A 14,403-nucleotide genomic window follows, 5' to 3' on the forward strand; every position below is an offset into this window, starting at 1 on the left:
GCGCCGATAGGTTCGGCCCGACCTGAAGTCATCCACGGGAGGGCCCATGCGCACGCGCAAGAGATGGTTGCTGACGCTCGCCGCACTGATAAGCGCGGTGAGCGTCAGCGCGCCGACCACCGTCGCCTCCGCCGCCGGCCGGGACGGCACCGACATCAAGGACCGCCTCCTGGCGATCCCCGGCATGCACCTCATCGAGGAGCAGCCGGTCGACGGCTACCGCTACTTCGTCCTCGACTACACCCAGCCGATCGACCACCGACACCCGGACCGGGGCACCTTCCAACAGCGGCTGACCGTGCTCCACAAGTCCGTGGACCGCCCGACGGTCTTCTACACCTCCGGCTACAACGTCAGCACCACGCCGTCCCGCAGCGAACCCACCAAGATCATCGACGGTAACCAAGTCTCCCTGGAATACCGCTACTTCACCCCCTCCCGCCCGGTGCCCACCGACTGGAAGAAACTGGACATCAAGCAGGCCGCCACCGACCAGCACCGCATCTTCCAGGCCCTGCACGCCGTCTATCCCAAGAACTGGATCGCCACCGGCGGCAGCAAGGGCGGCATGACGGCCACCTACTACCGCCGCTTCTTCCCGCACGACATGAACGGCACCGTCGCCTACGTCGCCCCCAACAACACCGACCGCGCCGACAGCCGCCCCTACGACCGCTTCTTCGCCACCGTCGGCACCCCCGCCTGCCGCACCGCCGTCGGCAAGATCGAGCGCGAGGCGCTGCTCCGCCGCGACGAGATGGTGAACCGCTACGAGAAGTGGGCCGCCGACAACAAGCGCACCTTCCGCCTCATCGGCAACGCCGACCGGGCCTACGAAGTCCTCGTCACCGACCTGGTCTTCGGCTTCTGGCAGTACCAGCCGGCCAAGACCGCCTGCGCCGAGCTGCCCGCCCCCACCGCCTCCACCGACACCCTGTGGACCTGGATCGACAAGGTCGGCGGCTTCGACTCCTACACCGACCAGGGCCTGGAGAAGTACCAGCCGTACTACTACCAGGCGGGCACCCAGCTCGGTGAGCCCAAGTACCACTACCCCAACCTCCGCGGCCTGCTGCGCTACCCGGGCATCAACAACTCCCGCAGCTTCGTGCCCCGATCGATCCCCATGCCCTTCGACCGGCGCGCGATGCCCGACGTCGACCGCTGGGTGCGGCAGCACGCCACCCGCATGATGTTCGTCAACGGGCAGTTCGACCCCTGGAACGCCAAGCACTTCCAACTCGGCCGCGGCGCACGGGACTCGTACCTCTACACCGTCCCCGGCGGCAACCACGGCTCCAACATCGCCCAGCTCAAGGACGCCGACCGCACCAAGGCCACCGCCTCGCTCCTCACCTGGGCCGGCCTGCCGGTGCCCGCGGGCGGCCGGTCCCTCGTCCAGCCCCCCTACAACACCACCCTGGACCGGCCGCAGGACCACCGGGAGTTGACCCTGCGCCCGTAGGGACTGCCACGCCGGTGGGCCCGCACCCGCGCGGCCCGTAGGCACGAGGGTGCGCTCCCGTTTTCCGCCGTACGACGGGAAACGGGAGCGCACCCACCGGACTTCGCGGCTAGTACCGCAGCCCGTGCCCGAGGTGATACAGCGCCCGGTGCGGCGCGTCCGCGCGCATTATCGGCACCGGCAGCCGGCCCGCCGGATCCCGCCGCCCGGCGATCACCCGGGCCGCCGCCCGCAGCTCCACGTCCGTCCACGAATAGCTCGCCAGCGCCGCCCGCACCCCGTCCAACACCGCGATGTCGTAAGGATTCCGGACCGCCAACTGCACCACCGGCTTCCCCGTCGCCAACAGCTCCCTGACCAGCGCGCGCTGCGCCGACGACGCGGTGACGTCATACGTCGCCACCACCGCCGCGTCCCGCTCGGCCAGCGCGGCCCGCGCTTGGGCGATCAGCTCCCGGGACGGTGCCGTCCCCGTGGACAGCGCGGTCGCCGCGAAGCCCAACTCGGTCAACTCCTCGGCCAGCACCTTCGTCGGCGGCCCGCCGGTGCCCGACGGCGCGTCCGGATCCGCCCCGGCCACCAGCAGCCGGGCGGTCCGCCGCCGGGACAGCGGCAGCAGCCCGCCGTCGTTGCGCAGCAGCGTGGTGGTGCGGTCCGCGATCCGGTCCGCGGCGGCCCGGTGCGCGCGCACCCCGACCACCCGGTCCACCTGCTGCCGCGAGGTGTACGGATCGGCGAACAGCCCCCGGCGCTCCTTCAGCAGCAGGATCCGCAGCAGCTTGGCGTCGATCTCCTGCTCGCTCAACTCCCCGTCGCGCAGCGCCCGGACGACCGCGGTGTGCGCGACGGACAGGTCCGGCGGGTTCAGCAACTGGTCCACGCCGGCCTTCAGCGCCAGCGCCGGCACCTGGGCGTCGCCGTACTTCACCCGGACGCCCTGCATGCCCAGCGAGTCCGTCACCACCACCCCGTCGTAGCCGAGCCGCCGCCGCAGCACGCCGGTGACGATCGGATGGGACAGCGTCGCCGGATCGCCGCTGGGATCGAGGGCCGGCACCACGATGTGCGCGGTCATCAACGAGTCGATCCCGGCCGCGATCGCCGCCTTGAAGGGCGGCGCGTCCAGCCGCTCCCACTCCTGGGCGGAGTGGTGGATGTACGGCAGCCCGACGTGGCTGTCGGTGTCGGTGTCGCCGTGCCCGGGGAAGTGCTTGGCGCAGGCCGCCACCCCCGCGCCCTGGTAGCCGTGCACCTGGGCGGCGACCATACGGGCCACGGCCTGCGGATCGGCCCCGAAGGACCGCACGCCGATGATGGGGTTGGCGGGGTTGACGTTGACGTCGGCGTCCGGCGCGTAGTCCTGCCGGATCCCCATCGCCAGCAGTTCCTGCCCGGAGATCCGCCCCGCCTCCCGGGCGTTGTCGACGGACCCGGCGGCGCCCAGCGCCATCGCCCCGGGCAGCAGCGTCGCCGGCGCCCCGATCCGGGCCACCGTGCCGTGCTCCTGGTCGGTCGAGATCAGCACCGGGACGGGGACGCGCTGGGCGGCGGCGGCCTCCTGGATGCCGTTGGAGAGCGCGGCGATCTGGTGCGGATCGCGGGTGTTGTGCGCCCAGCCGAAGTAGATGATGCCGCCGACGTGGTACTTGGCGATCAGCTCGGCGGCATTGGCGACGCCGATCTCCTTGCGGTTGGCGGCGGCGTCGGCAGGGTCGGGGTCGGTCGCGGAGTGCCCGTACACCCGCATCACGAAGAGCTGCCCGGCCTTCTCCTCCGGCGTCATCCGGGCGATGAGCCGGCGCAGCCGCTCACGGGTGGCGTGCGGGGGCGACGGGACGGGGGAGGGGGCGGCGTCCGCCGGGCCGGCGCCCAGGGCGGCGACCGCGGCGGCCGCGGCGGCGGTGGTCAGGACGGTACGTCTGGAGTGCATCTGCGCTCCTTCCGGGGGCTTCCTCGAACGCATGGAGGAAAGAGAACGTCCGAGGAGCCACGGATAGCCGGAAAACCAGGACCGGTCAACGACGACGGGGGCCGGCGCCGCCCAGGGATTGCGGGCGGCGCGGGGGTGTGGTGGGGGCGCCCGCCGCGCCCCCGTACGGCGGCCCGCGCGGCCGACCGTCAGCCGCCGCCTTCCCGGCCCCGGCCACCACCCCCGCCCCCGGCCGCACCGTCGATCAGCCGCTCCAGATAGGCCCGGCCCCCCGCCAACAACTCCGGGAGCTCCGCCGCCCCCGGATACCACCGCTTCTCGTACTCCCAACACAGCCATCCCCCGTCCACCGGCCCGAGCGCCGCCACCACCTCCGCCAGCGGCAGCACCCCCGCCCCCAACGGAAGCGGCGTCAGATCCCGCGCCGACGCCACGTCCTTGACCTGTACGTACCCCAGGTGGCGACCCAACGCCGCCCGGGTCGCGGCCGGCGCCTCCCCACCGAGCCAGCTGTGCAGCACGTCCCACACCGCCCCGACATGCGGATGGTCCACCGCCGCGAGGATCCGGGCCGCCGCCGCGCCGGTGCGGTGCGAGTCATGGGTCTCCAACAGCACCCGCACCCCGCGCTCCGCGGCCAGCGGCGCCACCGCGGACAGCCGACGGACCGCGTCCGCCTCCGCCCGCTCCGCCGGACGGCCCCCGCCCCCGGGGAAGACCCGGACGTACCGCGCCCCCAAGTCGGCCGCCAGGTGCACCAGTTCGGCCACCTCGTGCGCCAGCGCCGCCTCCGCCGGCGCATCGGCACACTCCGCCGCGACCCGCGCGTACCCGGCGACGGCCAGCACCGCCACCCCCGCCGCCGCGAACCGCCCCCGCACCGCCGCCCGTTCGCGCACCCCCAGACCCGGATGCACCGGCTCCTCGGGGTGGGCCCGCAACTCCACCCCCTGATAGCCGCACGCCACGGCCCACCGCACCACCTCGGCCACCGGCACCCCCGGCACCCCGAGCGTGGAGAACGCCGCCCGCACCCCCACCGGGCCACCGCCCCCGGCCACGCCGCCTCTCATACCGGCCTCCCACCGTCACAACTGCACGCGGATCAACGCCTGTTACGCACCCTTGTTGGTGATCTGCTCCGCAGGTTAGCGTCCCTCACGACGTACGCGCTCACTATCCACAGGCACCCCCGCCGACCGTCCACAGGCACCACTTCGCGCACCCCCTGTCCCCACTCCACCCCCGCCGCACGCGGGAGAGAGGCCGGGCCGTGACACGCCGGACCGTACGCATCGCCATGAACGGCGTGACCGGGCGCATGGGTCACCACCAGCACCTGGTCCGCTCCCTCCTCGCCCTGCGCGACCAGGGCGGACTCCCCCTGGACGACGGCACGGTGCTCTGGCCGGAGCCGGTCCTGGTCGGCCGCTCCGCACCGCGCGTGCGGGCGCTGGCCGACCGCCACGGCCTCGCCTGGAGCCGCGACCTCGACACCGTCCTGGCCGACGACAGCGTCGAGATCTACTTCGACGCCCAGATCACCGCCGCCCGCGAAGGGGCCGTGAAGCAGGCGATCGCCGCCGGAAAACACCTCTACGTGGAGAAGCCCACCGCCACCGGGCTCGCCGGAGCCGTGGAACTCGCCCGGCTCGCCCAGGAGGCCGGCGTCAAACACGGCGTCGTCCAGGACAAGCTGTTCCTCCCGGGGCTGCGCAAACTCCGCCGCCTCCTGGACGGCGGCTTCTTCGGCCGAGTCCTGTCCGTACGAGGCGAGTTCGGCTACTGGGTCTTCGAGGGCGACTGGCAGGTGGCCCAGCGCCCCTCCTGGAACTACCGCACCGCGGACGGCGGCGGGATCGCCTCCGACATGTTCCCGCACTGGGAGTACGTCCTGCACGAGCTGTTCGGGCCGGTCCGTGCCGTCCAGGCCCGGGTCGCCACCCACCTCCCGCGCCGCTGGGACGAATCCGGCGCCCCGTACGAGGCGACCGCGGACGACGCCGCCTTCGCCCTCTTCGAACTCGACGGCGGCGTCCTCGCCCAGATCAACTCCTCCTGGGCGGTCCGGGTCCACCGCGACGAACTGCTGGAGTTCCAGGTCGACGGCACCGAGGGCTCCGCCGTCGCCGGGCTGCGCCGCTGCCGCGTCCAGCACCGCGCCACCACCCCCAAACCGGTCTGGAACCCCGACCTCCCGTCCACCGAGCCGTTCCGCGACCAGTGGCAGGAGGTCCCCGACAACGCCGCGTTCGGCAACGCCTTCAAGGCCCAATGGGAGCTCTTCCTGCGCCACGTGGCGGCCGACGGGCCCTGGCACTGGGACCTCTGGGCGGGCGCCCGCGGCGTCCAACTCGCCGAACTGGGCCTGCGCTCCTCGGCCGAGGGCCGCCGGCTCCCCGTACCGGAACTGTCCCGTTGACGGGCCCGCCGGCCGCGTCCCCCAACGGGCGGCCCCCACAGCCGCGCTCCCGTACGGTCCTCGCCGCCGCCCACGTGGTCGCCGACCCGCACGCCGACACCACCCCGGACGGCCCGGCCGCCCTCGACTGGGACGCCACCCTCGCCTTCCGCCACCACCTCTGGGCGCACGGGCTGGGCGTGGCCGAGGCGATGGACACCGCGCAGCGCGGCATGGGCCTGGACTGGGCCGGCGCCGCCGAGCTGATCCGCCGCTCGGCCACCGAGGCCCGCACCGTCGGCGGCCGCCTCGCCTGCGGCGCCGGCACCGACCAACTCCCGCCGACCGGCGCCACGTTGGCGGACGTCCGGGCCTCCTACGAGGAGCAGCTCGCCGTCGCCGAGGACGCCGGCGCCCAACCCGTCCTGATGGCCTCCCGCCAACTCGCCGCCCTCGGGGCCGGCCCCGACACCTACCGCGAGCTCTACGGGCACCTGCTGCGCCAGACCACCCGTCCGGTGATCCTGCACTGGCTCGGCCCGATGTTCGACCCGGCGCTGGCCGGCTACTGGGGCAGCCCGCACCTCGACACCGCCACCGAGACCCTCCTCGACATCGTCGCCGACAACTCCCGCGCGGTGGACGGCGTCAAGGTCTCCCTCCTGGATGCCGACCGGGAGGTCGCGCTGCGCCGCCGACTCCCCGAGGGAGTCCGCTGCTACACGGGCGACGACCTCCACTACCCGGAACTGATCGCCGGCGACGCCCACGGTTCCAGCGACGCCCTCCTGGGCGTCTTCGACCCGCTCGCCCCGTTGGCCGCCGCGGCCGTCCGCCGCCTGGACGCCGGCGACCCGGCTGGTTTCCGCGCCGCCCTGGACCCGACCGTCCCGTTGGCCCGCCACCTCTTCCAGCCACCCACCCGCTACTACAAGACCGGCGTGGTCCTGCTCGCCTGGCTGGCCGGACACCAGTCCCACTTCACCATGGTCGGCGGCCTCCAGTCCGCCCGCTCGCTCACCCACCTGCGCCGCGCCCACCAACTCGCCGCCGCGCTCGGCCTGTTCCCCGACCCGGACCTGGCCGCCGCCAGAATGCGCGCCCTCCTGGCCGTCCACGGCATCGAGGAGCCAGGCACCCCATGACGGACCCGAACCCCTCCCGCGCCCGGCTCCTCTCCCGCCTGAGCCTCAACCAGGAGACCCTGAGACAGTGGTCGCTGCCCGAACTGGCCGACGGCTGCGCCCGGGCCGGCCTGCGGGCCGTCGGCCTGTGGCGCGCGCCGGTGCACGCCTACGGGGCGAGCGCCGCCGCCCGCCTCCTCCGCGTCGCCGGCCTCACCGTCAGCACCCTCTGCCGGGGCGGCTTCTTCACCGCCGAGGACCCCGCCGAGCGCGCGGCCGCCCTGGCGGACAACCGGGCCGCCATTGAGGAGGCCGCGACGCTCGGTACCGACACCCTGGTCCTGGTCTCCGGCGGCCTGCCGCCCGGCAGCCGGGACCTGCCCGGCGCCCGCGAACGGGTCGCCGACGCCCTCGCCGAACTCGCCCCGTACGCCGCCGCACACGGCGTACGGCTGGCCCTGGAACCGCTGCACCCGATGTACGCGGCGGACCGCTGCGTGGTCTCCACCCTCGCCCAGGCCCTCGACCTGGCCGAACGCTTCCCCGCCGCCCAGGTGGGCGTCGTCGTGGACACCTACCACCTGTGGTGGGACGACACCCTCGCCACCCAACTGGCCCGCGCGAGCGGGGCAGTGGCCGGGGGAGCGACCGACCCGGAACGGCGGCCAGCACCCCCCGCACCTTCCTCGCCCGCCTCACCCCCCTCCCGGATCGCCGCCTTCCAACTCGCCGACTGGATCACGCCACTTCCCGAGGGCGTCCTCCTGGGACGCGGGCAGTTGGGCGACGGTTCGGTGGACCTGCGCTGGTTCCGCGAACGCGTCGACGCCACCGGTTACGCGGGCCCCATCGAGGTCGAGATCTTCAATCCGTCCCTGTGGTCCCGCGACGGCACCGAAGTCCTCACGGAGATCATCACCCGCTTCACCCACCACGTCACTTGACCTCCGCCGGGCCCCGCCTGAACGCCTCCCCCGAAGGGGAAGCGGGGGCGGGGGCCGCGCTCCCGCCCGCCCCCGCTGTCACCCCCCGGCGGTACCGTCGAGGCATGGTCAATGGAGCTGTGGTGGAGGGGGTCCTGGAGCGGATCACCTACGCGAACGAGGAGAACGGCTACACGGTCGCCCGCGTCGACACCGGCCGTGGTTCCGGCGAGCTGTTGACCGTCGTCGGGGCGCTGTTGGGGGCGCAGCCGGGGGAGTCGCTCCGCCTGGAGGGCCGTTGGGGCTCCCACCCCCAGTACGGCAAGCAGTTCACGGTGGAGAACTACACCACCGTCCTGCCCGCCACCGTCCAGGGCATCCGCCGCTATCTGGGCTCGGGCCTCATCAAGGGCATCGGCCCCCGGATCGCCGACCGCATCACCGAGCACTTCGGCATCGACACCCTCGACGTGATCGAGGCCGACCCCGGGCGCCTGATCGAGGTGCCCGGTCTGGGCCCCAAGCGCACCAAACTGATCGGCGCCGCCTGGGAGGAGCAGAAGGCCATCAAGGAGGTCATGGTCTTCCTCCAGGGCGTCGGCGTCTCCACCTCCATCGCCGTGCGCATCTACAAGAAGTACGGCGACGCGTCGATCTCGGTGGTGAAGAACCAGCCCTACCGCCTGGCCGCCGACGTCTGGGGCATCGGCTTCCTGACCGCCGACAAGATCGCCCAGTCGGTGGGCATCCCGCACGACAGTCCGGATCGGGTCAAGTCCGGCCTTCAGTACGCCCTTTCGCAGTCCACGGACCAGGGGCACTGCTTCCTGCCCGAGGAGCAACTGATCGCGGACGCGGTGAAGTTGCTCCAGGTGGACACCGGCCTGGTCATCGACTGCCTGGCCGAGCTGGCCGAGGACCCGGAGGGCGTGGTCCGCGAGAAGGTGCCCGGCCCGGAGGGCGGCGAGCCGGTCACCGCGGTGTATCTGGTGCCGTTCCACCGCGCCGAGATCTCCCTGGCCGGCCGGCTGTCCCGGTTGCTGCGCACCGACGACGACCGGATGCCCGTGTTCCAGGACGTGGACTGGGACAAGGCGCTGGCCTGGCTTTCCCGGCGTACGGGGGCGCAGTTGGCGCCGGAGCAGCGGGACGCGGTCCGGCTGGCGCTGACGAGCAAGGTCGCGGTGCTCACCGGCGGGCCGGGCTGCGGCAAGTCGTTCACGGTCCGTTCGGTGGTCGAGTTGGCCCGCGCCAAGAAGGCCACGGTGGTGCTCGCGGCCCCCACGGGCCGGGCGGCCAAGCGGCTGGCGGAGCTGACCGGCGCGGAGGCGTCCACCGTCCACCGCCTGTTGGAGCTCAGGCCGGGCGGGGACGCCGCCTACGACGCCGACCGCCCGTTGGACGCCGATCTGGTGGTGGTCGACGAGGCGTCGATGCTCGATCTGCTGTTGGCGAACAAGCTCGTCAAGGCGGTGCCGCCGGGTGCCCATCTGCTCCTGGTCGGGGACGTGGACCAACTCCCGTCGGTCGGCGCCGGCGAGGTGCTGCGCGACCTGCTGGCCGGGGAAGGGGCCCCGCGTGGCGGGTCGGACGGGGGTGCCGGTCGGGCGAAGGGCGGGATCGTGCCGGCGGTCCGTCTGACCAGGATCTTCCGCCAGGCCCAGCAGTCCGGTGTGGTCACCAACGCGCACCGCATCAACTCCGGCGTCCCGCCGCTGACCAGTGGCCTTCCGGACTTCTTCCTCTTCCCCGAGGAGGACGCGGAGGAGGCGGCCCGGCTGACGGTCGATGTGGTGGCGCGCCGCATCCCGGCGAAGTTCGACCTCGACCCCCGTCGGGACATCCAGGTGCTCGCCCCGATGCACCGCGGCCCGGCCGGCGCGGGCTCGCTCAACGGCCTGCTCCAGCAGGCGGTCACCCCGGCCCGCCCCGATCTGCCGGAGCGCCGCTTCGGCGGCCGGGTCTTCCGCGTCGGCGACAAGGTCACCCAGATCCGGAACAACTACGAGAAGGGCCGCAACGGCGTCTTCAACGGCACGGTGGGCGTGGTCACGGCCCTCGACACCGTCGAGCAGCAACTGACGGTCCTCACCGACGAGGACGAGGAGGTCCCCTACGACTTCGACGAACTGGACGAACTGGCCCACGCCTACGCGGTGACGATCCATCGCTCCCAGGGGAGCGAGTATCCGGCGGTGGTGATTCCGGTCACCACCAGCGCCTGGATGATGCTCCAGCGCAATCTGCTCTATACCGCCGTCACCCGGGCGAAACGCCTGGTGGTGCTGGTCGGCTCCCGTAGGGCCCTCGGGCAGGCCGTGCGGACGGTATCCGCCGGTCGGAGGCACACCGCGCTCGCCCACCGACTCTCCGGAGCGATCTGAGGTCTCCCCCCTTTCGTAATCGGGGCGAACGGGAGCAGGATGGACTCCAACGCGGCACTGAGTGCCGCGTTGAGGCCCTATGGCCGACCCCGAGTGCACATCCAAGGTCCAAATGGGGGAAGGTATAGGCAGTCAGGGCACCTCGAAGAAGAGGCACAACGTCGGTGAGGGATGACGTGAGCGACAACTCTGTAGTACTGCGTTACGGGGACGGCGAATACAGCTACCCGGTCGTCGAGAGCACGGTCGGCGACAAGGGCTTCGACATCTCGAAGCTGCGCGCCCAGACCGGTCTGGTGACCCTGGATTCCGGTTACGGCAACACCGCGGCGTATAAATCCGCGGTCACCTATCTCGACGGTGAGAAGGGCATCCTGCGGTACCGCGGTTACCCGATCGAGCAGCTCGCGGAGCGCAGCACGTTCGTGGAGACCGCCTACCTCCTCATCAACGGTGAGCTGCCGACCGTCGACGAGCTGGCGACCTTCAAGCAGGACATCACGTACCACACCCTGCTCCACGAGGACGTCAAGCGCTTCTTCGACGGCTTCCCGCGGGACGCCCATCCGATGGCCATGCTGTCCTCGGTGGTCAGCGCGCTGTCGACGTTCTACCAGGACAGCCACAACCCGTTCGACGAGCAGCAGCGGTACATCTCCACGATCCGCCTGCTGGCCAAGCTGCCGACCATCGCGGCCTACGCGTACAAGAAGTCGGTCGGCCACCCGGTCGTCTACCCGAGCAACGACCTCGGCTACGTCGAGAACTTCCTGCGGATGACCTTCTCGGTCCCCGCCGCCGAGTACGAGCTGGACCCGGTCGTGGTCAGCGCGCTCGACAAGCTGCTGATCCTGCACGCGGACCACGAGCAGAACTGCTCGACCTCCACCGTGCGCCTGGTCGGCTCCTCGCAGGCGAACCTCTTCGCCTCGATCTCGGCCGGCATCAACGCCCTCTGGGGCCCGCTGCACGGCGGCGCCAACCAGTCGGTGCTGGAGATGCTGGAGGGCATCCGCGACGCCGGCGGCGACGTCGACACCTTCATCCGCAAGGTGAAGAACAAGGAAGACGGCGTGAAGCTCATGGGCTTCGGGCACCGCGTCTACAAGAACTTCGACCCCCGGGCGAAGATCATCAAGGCGGCGGCGCACGACGTCCTCTCGGCGCTGGGCAAGGAGGACGAGCTCCTCGACATCGCCCTGAAGCTGGAAGAGCACGCGCTGGCCGACGACTACTTCGTCGAGCGCAAGCTCTACCCGAACGTCGACTTCTACACCGGCCTGATCTACCGGGCGATGGGCTTCCCGACCGAGATGTTCACCGTGCTCTTCGCGCTCGGCCGGCTGCCCGGCTGGATCGCCCAGTGGCACGAGATGATCACGGAGCCCGGCTCCCGCATCGGCCGCCCGCGCCAGGTCTACACCGGCATCGTCGAGCGCGACTTCGTGCCCGTCCAGGAGCGCTGAGTCCGGCCGCTGCGTAACGGCCGGACAGGACCGGCCGTTACGCACTGGTGATCGATAATCGCGCAAACGCGATCGTGGCGCCCCTTCCGGTGCCGTGACGCGGGCGCGCCTATGCGAAAGCGCCCCGCCTCCGGATCCCCCCACGGGTCCAGAGTGCGGGGCGCTTCCCATGTCCCGGTGCGGATTCCCCCCACGGGATCCGGCCGGGCGTTCCGGGTTGCACCGCGCTCTGCCGGGACGCGCACATACGGGAGGGCCGCTCAAAGCTCCCCGGGCGCGTCGCCCCGGCCAACGCAGAGCCGAGACGGTCCCCCAAGACCGACACGGCTTTCGCAGTGCAAGCCCCGCCGGGGTGCTTGCACTTGCCCGGTTAGACTCGCGACCCCCCTCAATGGTTACGTTCCGAAGAGTGTGATCTGAGTCTCATGCCATATAGGGGCGAATCTGGTCAAGGGCTTCTTTTGGGAGATCGGCGCCCGGAGGTATGGGTGTTGTGCCAGTTGTGAGGGCGATGTGAATTCTTGTGCCGTCGTCCTGGCATTGTGACCGTTCATAGCTGATCGTCCCGGTCTGCCGCGATTACCGTGGGTGTCCGTTCTGGGGGCGATTCCCGCCCACCGGAAGCGCGTAGGCGCGAGGCGCAGGCCGTCCCGCCGTGAGCGGGTGCGTCCTGCGCCTCGTCGTCGTGGAGCGCCGCGGATTCGCCCGCGGATCAGACCCGGCCCGCGAGCTCGTAGCCCGCCTCGTCGACCGCCGCGCGCACCGCGGCCTCGTCCAGCGGCGCCTTCGACGTGACGGTCACCAGGCCGGACGCCGCGACCGCCTGCACCGCGCTCACCCCGGAGATCTCGCCGATCTCGGACGACACCGCGCCCTCGCAGTGCCCGCAGGTCATGCCCGTGACCTTGTAGGTGCTGGTCACCGCGCCGACCTCGACGGCGGTGTCGCCGCTGGTCTGGCAGGAGCCGTCAGGGGTGCAGCAGGAGCTGTTCTCAGCCATGGGTCTCTCCTCGTGGTGCCGTGTGTGCCGACATGTGTCGGTGCGGGCCGATACGGCCGTTGCGCTCAGTGTGGTGCCCAAGTGGCGTGAGGGAACGCAGTGGCGGTCGATGTCGGCCCCGACTTCGACCACTGTATACCCCCTAGGGGTATGAATCCAGTCTGGGCCTCCCCGCCCGCACGCGTTGCCGCCCGCCCCGCCGCGCGTCAGCCTGGGGATACGGACTCGGGGTGCGAATCCGAGGAGGCGGCCGGATGGACGGCATGCTCGCCCTCTACGGCCTGCTGGCGCTCACCACCCTGCCGCCACTGGTCCCCAACTCCGCGGTCCTGGTCTCCGCCGGCGTCCTCGCCTCCGAAGGCCACACGGTCCTCCCGCTCGTCCTCGTGACCGTCGCGGGCAGCGCCCTGCTCGGCGACATGCTGATGCACCTCGCCGCGCGCCGCTTCGGCGGCCCCGTCCGCGCCTGGCTGCTGCGCCGCCCGCGCCGCCGCGCCGCCCTCGAATGGACCGCCCGTCACATCCGGCGCCACGGCGTGCCCTTCGTCGTCGCCGTGCGGTTCCTGCCCAGCGGGCGGATCGCCGGCGCCCTGGCCTCCGGCGCGCTGCGCTACCCGCCGCGCAAGTACCTGCTCGGCGCCGGCCTCGCCGAATCCCTCTGGGCGACCTACTCCGTCGGCCTCGGCTACCTCGGCACCGCCGCCGCCGGAAACCGCCTCTACGCCGCCGCCATCGGCATCGGCGTCTCCGTCCTCGTCGCCACCGCCGGAACCGCCGTCCAATGGGCCACCCGCCGCCGCGGCCCGCGCGCCCAGGCCGACCGGCGAACTCCCGGCGAATGCGCGCGACTCAACCCGCGATCCGCCCCGCCGTCCGACCGCGAAGAGGGTGACGAGCAGACGTCATCCACCGCCGCAGCCTGATCGCAGGCCGGGCGCGGCATGACTGTCAGTGGTCGTCCGTACCGTTGGTGTCATGACGGAACGAAAAGCCGAAGCGGCGGAACGAAAAGTCGAAGTGACGGAACGAGACGCTCAATCAAGGGGAGTTGGAGCGGGGGAGGCCGAGGCGGTGCGGGCGACGAAAGGTGCGCGGACGGTCGAACCGCACGTGCCGCGCATCCCGCCCGACGTGCGGATCGAGGCGTGGCCGGCGGACGGCCTCGACCTGCTGCGCAAGGCAAACACCCCCGAGATGACACGACACTTGGGCGGCCCCGAGACCGCGGAGCAGCTCGCCCGGCGCCACCTCAGATACCTCGGCGACCTCGACGACGAGGGCCCCGGCCGGATGTACCGCATCGTGCTCCTCCCGGAGGGCGAGCCCGTGGGCACGGTCGGCTTCTGGGAGACGGAGCGGAGGGGAAAGCCCGTCTATGAGGCGGGTTGGAGTGTGCTCCCCGATTTCCAGGGCCGTGGCATCGCGGCGGCCGCGGTGCACCAGGTCCTCGCGGCGGCCGCCGTCGAAGGCCGCCACCCTGCCGTCCACGCCTTCCCCTCCGCGGCCAACGCCGCGTCCAACGCGGTATGCCGCAAGGCCGGCTTCGCCTTCATGGGGACGTGCGACGTCGAATACCCCAAGGGGCATCTGATACGGGCCAACGAGTGGCGGGCGACGCTGCGGTAGGCCGGGGGCGGTTCCCCGGGAGGAGCGCCGTCGACCCCGTTTGGGGACGCCGTCGGCATCCCGCGCTGCGCCTCCGCCTGCGCC

11 protein-coding genes are annotated in these 14,403 nt (G+C 72.0%); 8 read left to right on the forward strand and 3 right to left on the reverse strand.

Going from position 1 to position 14,403, the window contains the following annotated elements; genetic code table 11:
* Positions 1-46: 46 nt before the first annotated feature.
* Positions 47-1,465 carry a S28 family serine protease gene (locus PV796_RS24980; RefSeq protein WP_274915624.1) on the forward strand — a complete coding sequence of 473 codons (1,419 nt, stop codon included), beginning with the start codon at positions 47-49 and terminating at the stop codon, positions 1,463-1,465.
* Positions 1,466-1,574: 109 nt separating this feature from the next.
* Here PV796_RS24980 and PV796_RS24985 read toward each other — a convergent pair whose 3' ends face one another.
* Together PV796_RS24985 and PV796_RS24990 are read right to left on the reverse strand one after the other, a co-directional pair.
* Positions 1,575-3,395 carry a glycoside hydrolase family 3 protein gene (locus PV796_RS24985; RefSeq protein WP_274915626.1) on the reverse strand — a complete coding sequence of 607 codons (1,821 nt, stop codon included), beginning with the start codon at positions 3,393-3,395 and terminating at the stop codon, positions 1,575-1,577.
* 188 nt (positions 3,396-3,583) lie between these two features.
* Positions 3,584-4,468: a sugar phosphate isomerase/epimerase family protein gene (locus PV796_RS24990; RefSeq protein ID WP_274915628.1), complete on the reverse strand. Its 885-nt coding sequence runs from the start codon at positions 4,466-4,468 to the stop codon at positions 3,584-3,586.
* Positions 4,469-4,668: 200 nt separating this feature from the next.
* Between PV796_RS24990 and PV796_RS24995 the strand changes: the two genes are divergently transcribed.
* From PV796_RS24995 to PV796_RS25015, 5 genes are all read left to right on the forward strand, one after another.
* Positions 4,669-5,817 carry a Gfo/Idh/MocA family protein gene (locus PV796_RS24995; protein ID WP_274915630.1) on the forward strand — a complete coding sequence of 383 codons (1,149 nt, stop codon included), beginning with the start codon at positions 4,669-4,671 and terminating at the stop codon, positions 5,815-5,817.
* The gene (locus tag PV796_RS25000) at positions 5,814-6,941 is read left to right on the forward strand and encodes a dihydrodipicolinate synthase family protein (protein WP_274915632.1); all 1,128 of its coding nucleotides are present in this window, start codon (positions 5,814-5,816) and stop codon (positions 6,939-6,941) included. The genes PV796_RS24995 and PV796_RS25000 overlap by 4 nt, the downstream gene beginning before the upstream one ends.
* Positions 6,938-7,864 (forward strand): sugar phosphate isomerase/epimerase family protein, encoded by a 927-nt coding sequence (locus tag PV796_RS25005; protein ID WP_274915633.1) that lies wholly within the window; start codon positions 6,938-6,940, stop codon positions 7,862-7,864. The genes PV796_RS25000 and PV796_RS25005 overlap by 4 nt, the downstream gene beginning before the upstream one ends.
* A gap of 104 nt (positions 7,865-7,968) precedes the next feature.
* On the forward strand, positions 7,969-10,227 hold the full coding sequence (gene recD2, locus PV796_RS25010) for an SF1B family DNA helicase RecD2 (protein WP_274915634.1): 2,259 nt from the start codon (positions 7,969-7,971) through the stop codon (positions 10,225-10,227).
* 176 nt (positions 10,228-10,403) lie between these two features.
* Positions 10,404-11,693: a citrate synthase gene (locus tag PV796_RS25015; RefSeq protein ID WP_274915635.1), complete on the forward strand. Its 1,290-nt coding sequence runs from the start codon at positions 10,404-10,406 to the stop codon at positions 11,691-11,693.
* A 712-nt stretch (positions 11,694-12,405) separates the two neighbouring features.
* On the opposite strand, the gene PV796_RS25020 is transcribed toward PV796_RS25015, so the two are convergent.
* Positions 12,406-12,693, reverse strand: coding sequence for a heavy-metal-associated domain-containing protein (locus PV796_RS25020; protein ID WP_274915636.1), 288 nt, complete (start codon positions 12,691-12,693; stop codon positions 12,406-12,408).
* Between the two features lie 254 nt (positions 12,694-12,947).
* Here PV796_RS25020 and PV796_RS25025 point away from each other — a divergent pair, with 254 nt between their 5' ends.
* Both PV796_RS25025 and PV796_RS25030 read left to right on the forward strand, forming a co-directional pair.
* Positions 12,948-13,616, forward strand: coding sequence for a DedA family protein (locus PV796_RS25025; RefSeq protein WP_274915637.1), 669 nt, complete (start codon positions 12,948-12,950; stop codon positions 13,614-13,616).
* Positions 13,617-13,668: 52 nt separating this feature from the next.
* A complete protein-coding gene (locus PV796_RS25030; protein ID WP_342456930.1) occupies positions 13,669-14,319 on the forward strand; it encodes a GNAT family N-acetyltransferase in 651 nt (216 codons plus the stop codon).
* Positions 14,320-14,403: the final 84 nt, after the last annotated feature.

The sequence above is a fragment of the Streptomyces sp. WZ-12 genome, from assembly GCF_028898845.1.
Lineage (GTDB): Bacteria > Actinomycetota > Actinomycetes > Streptomycetales > Streptomycetaceae > Streptomyces.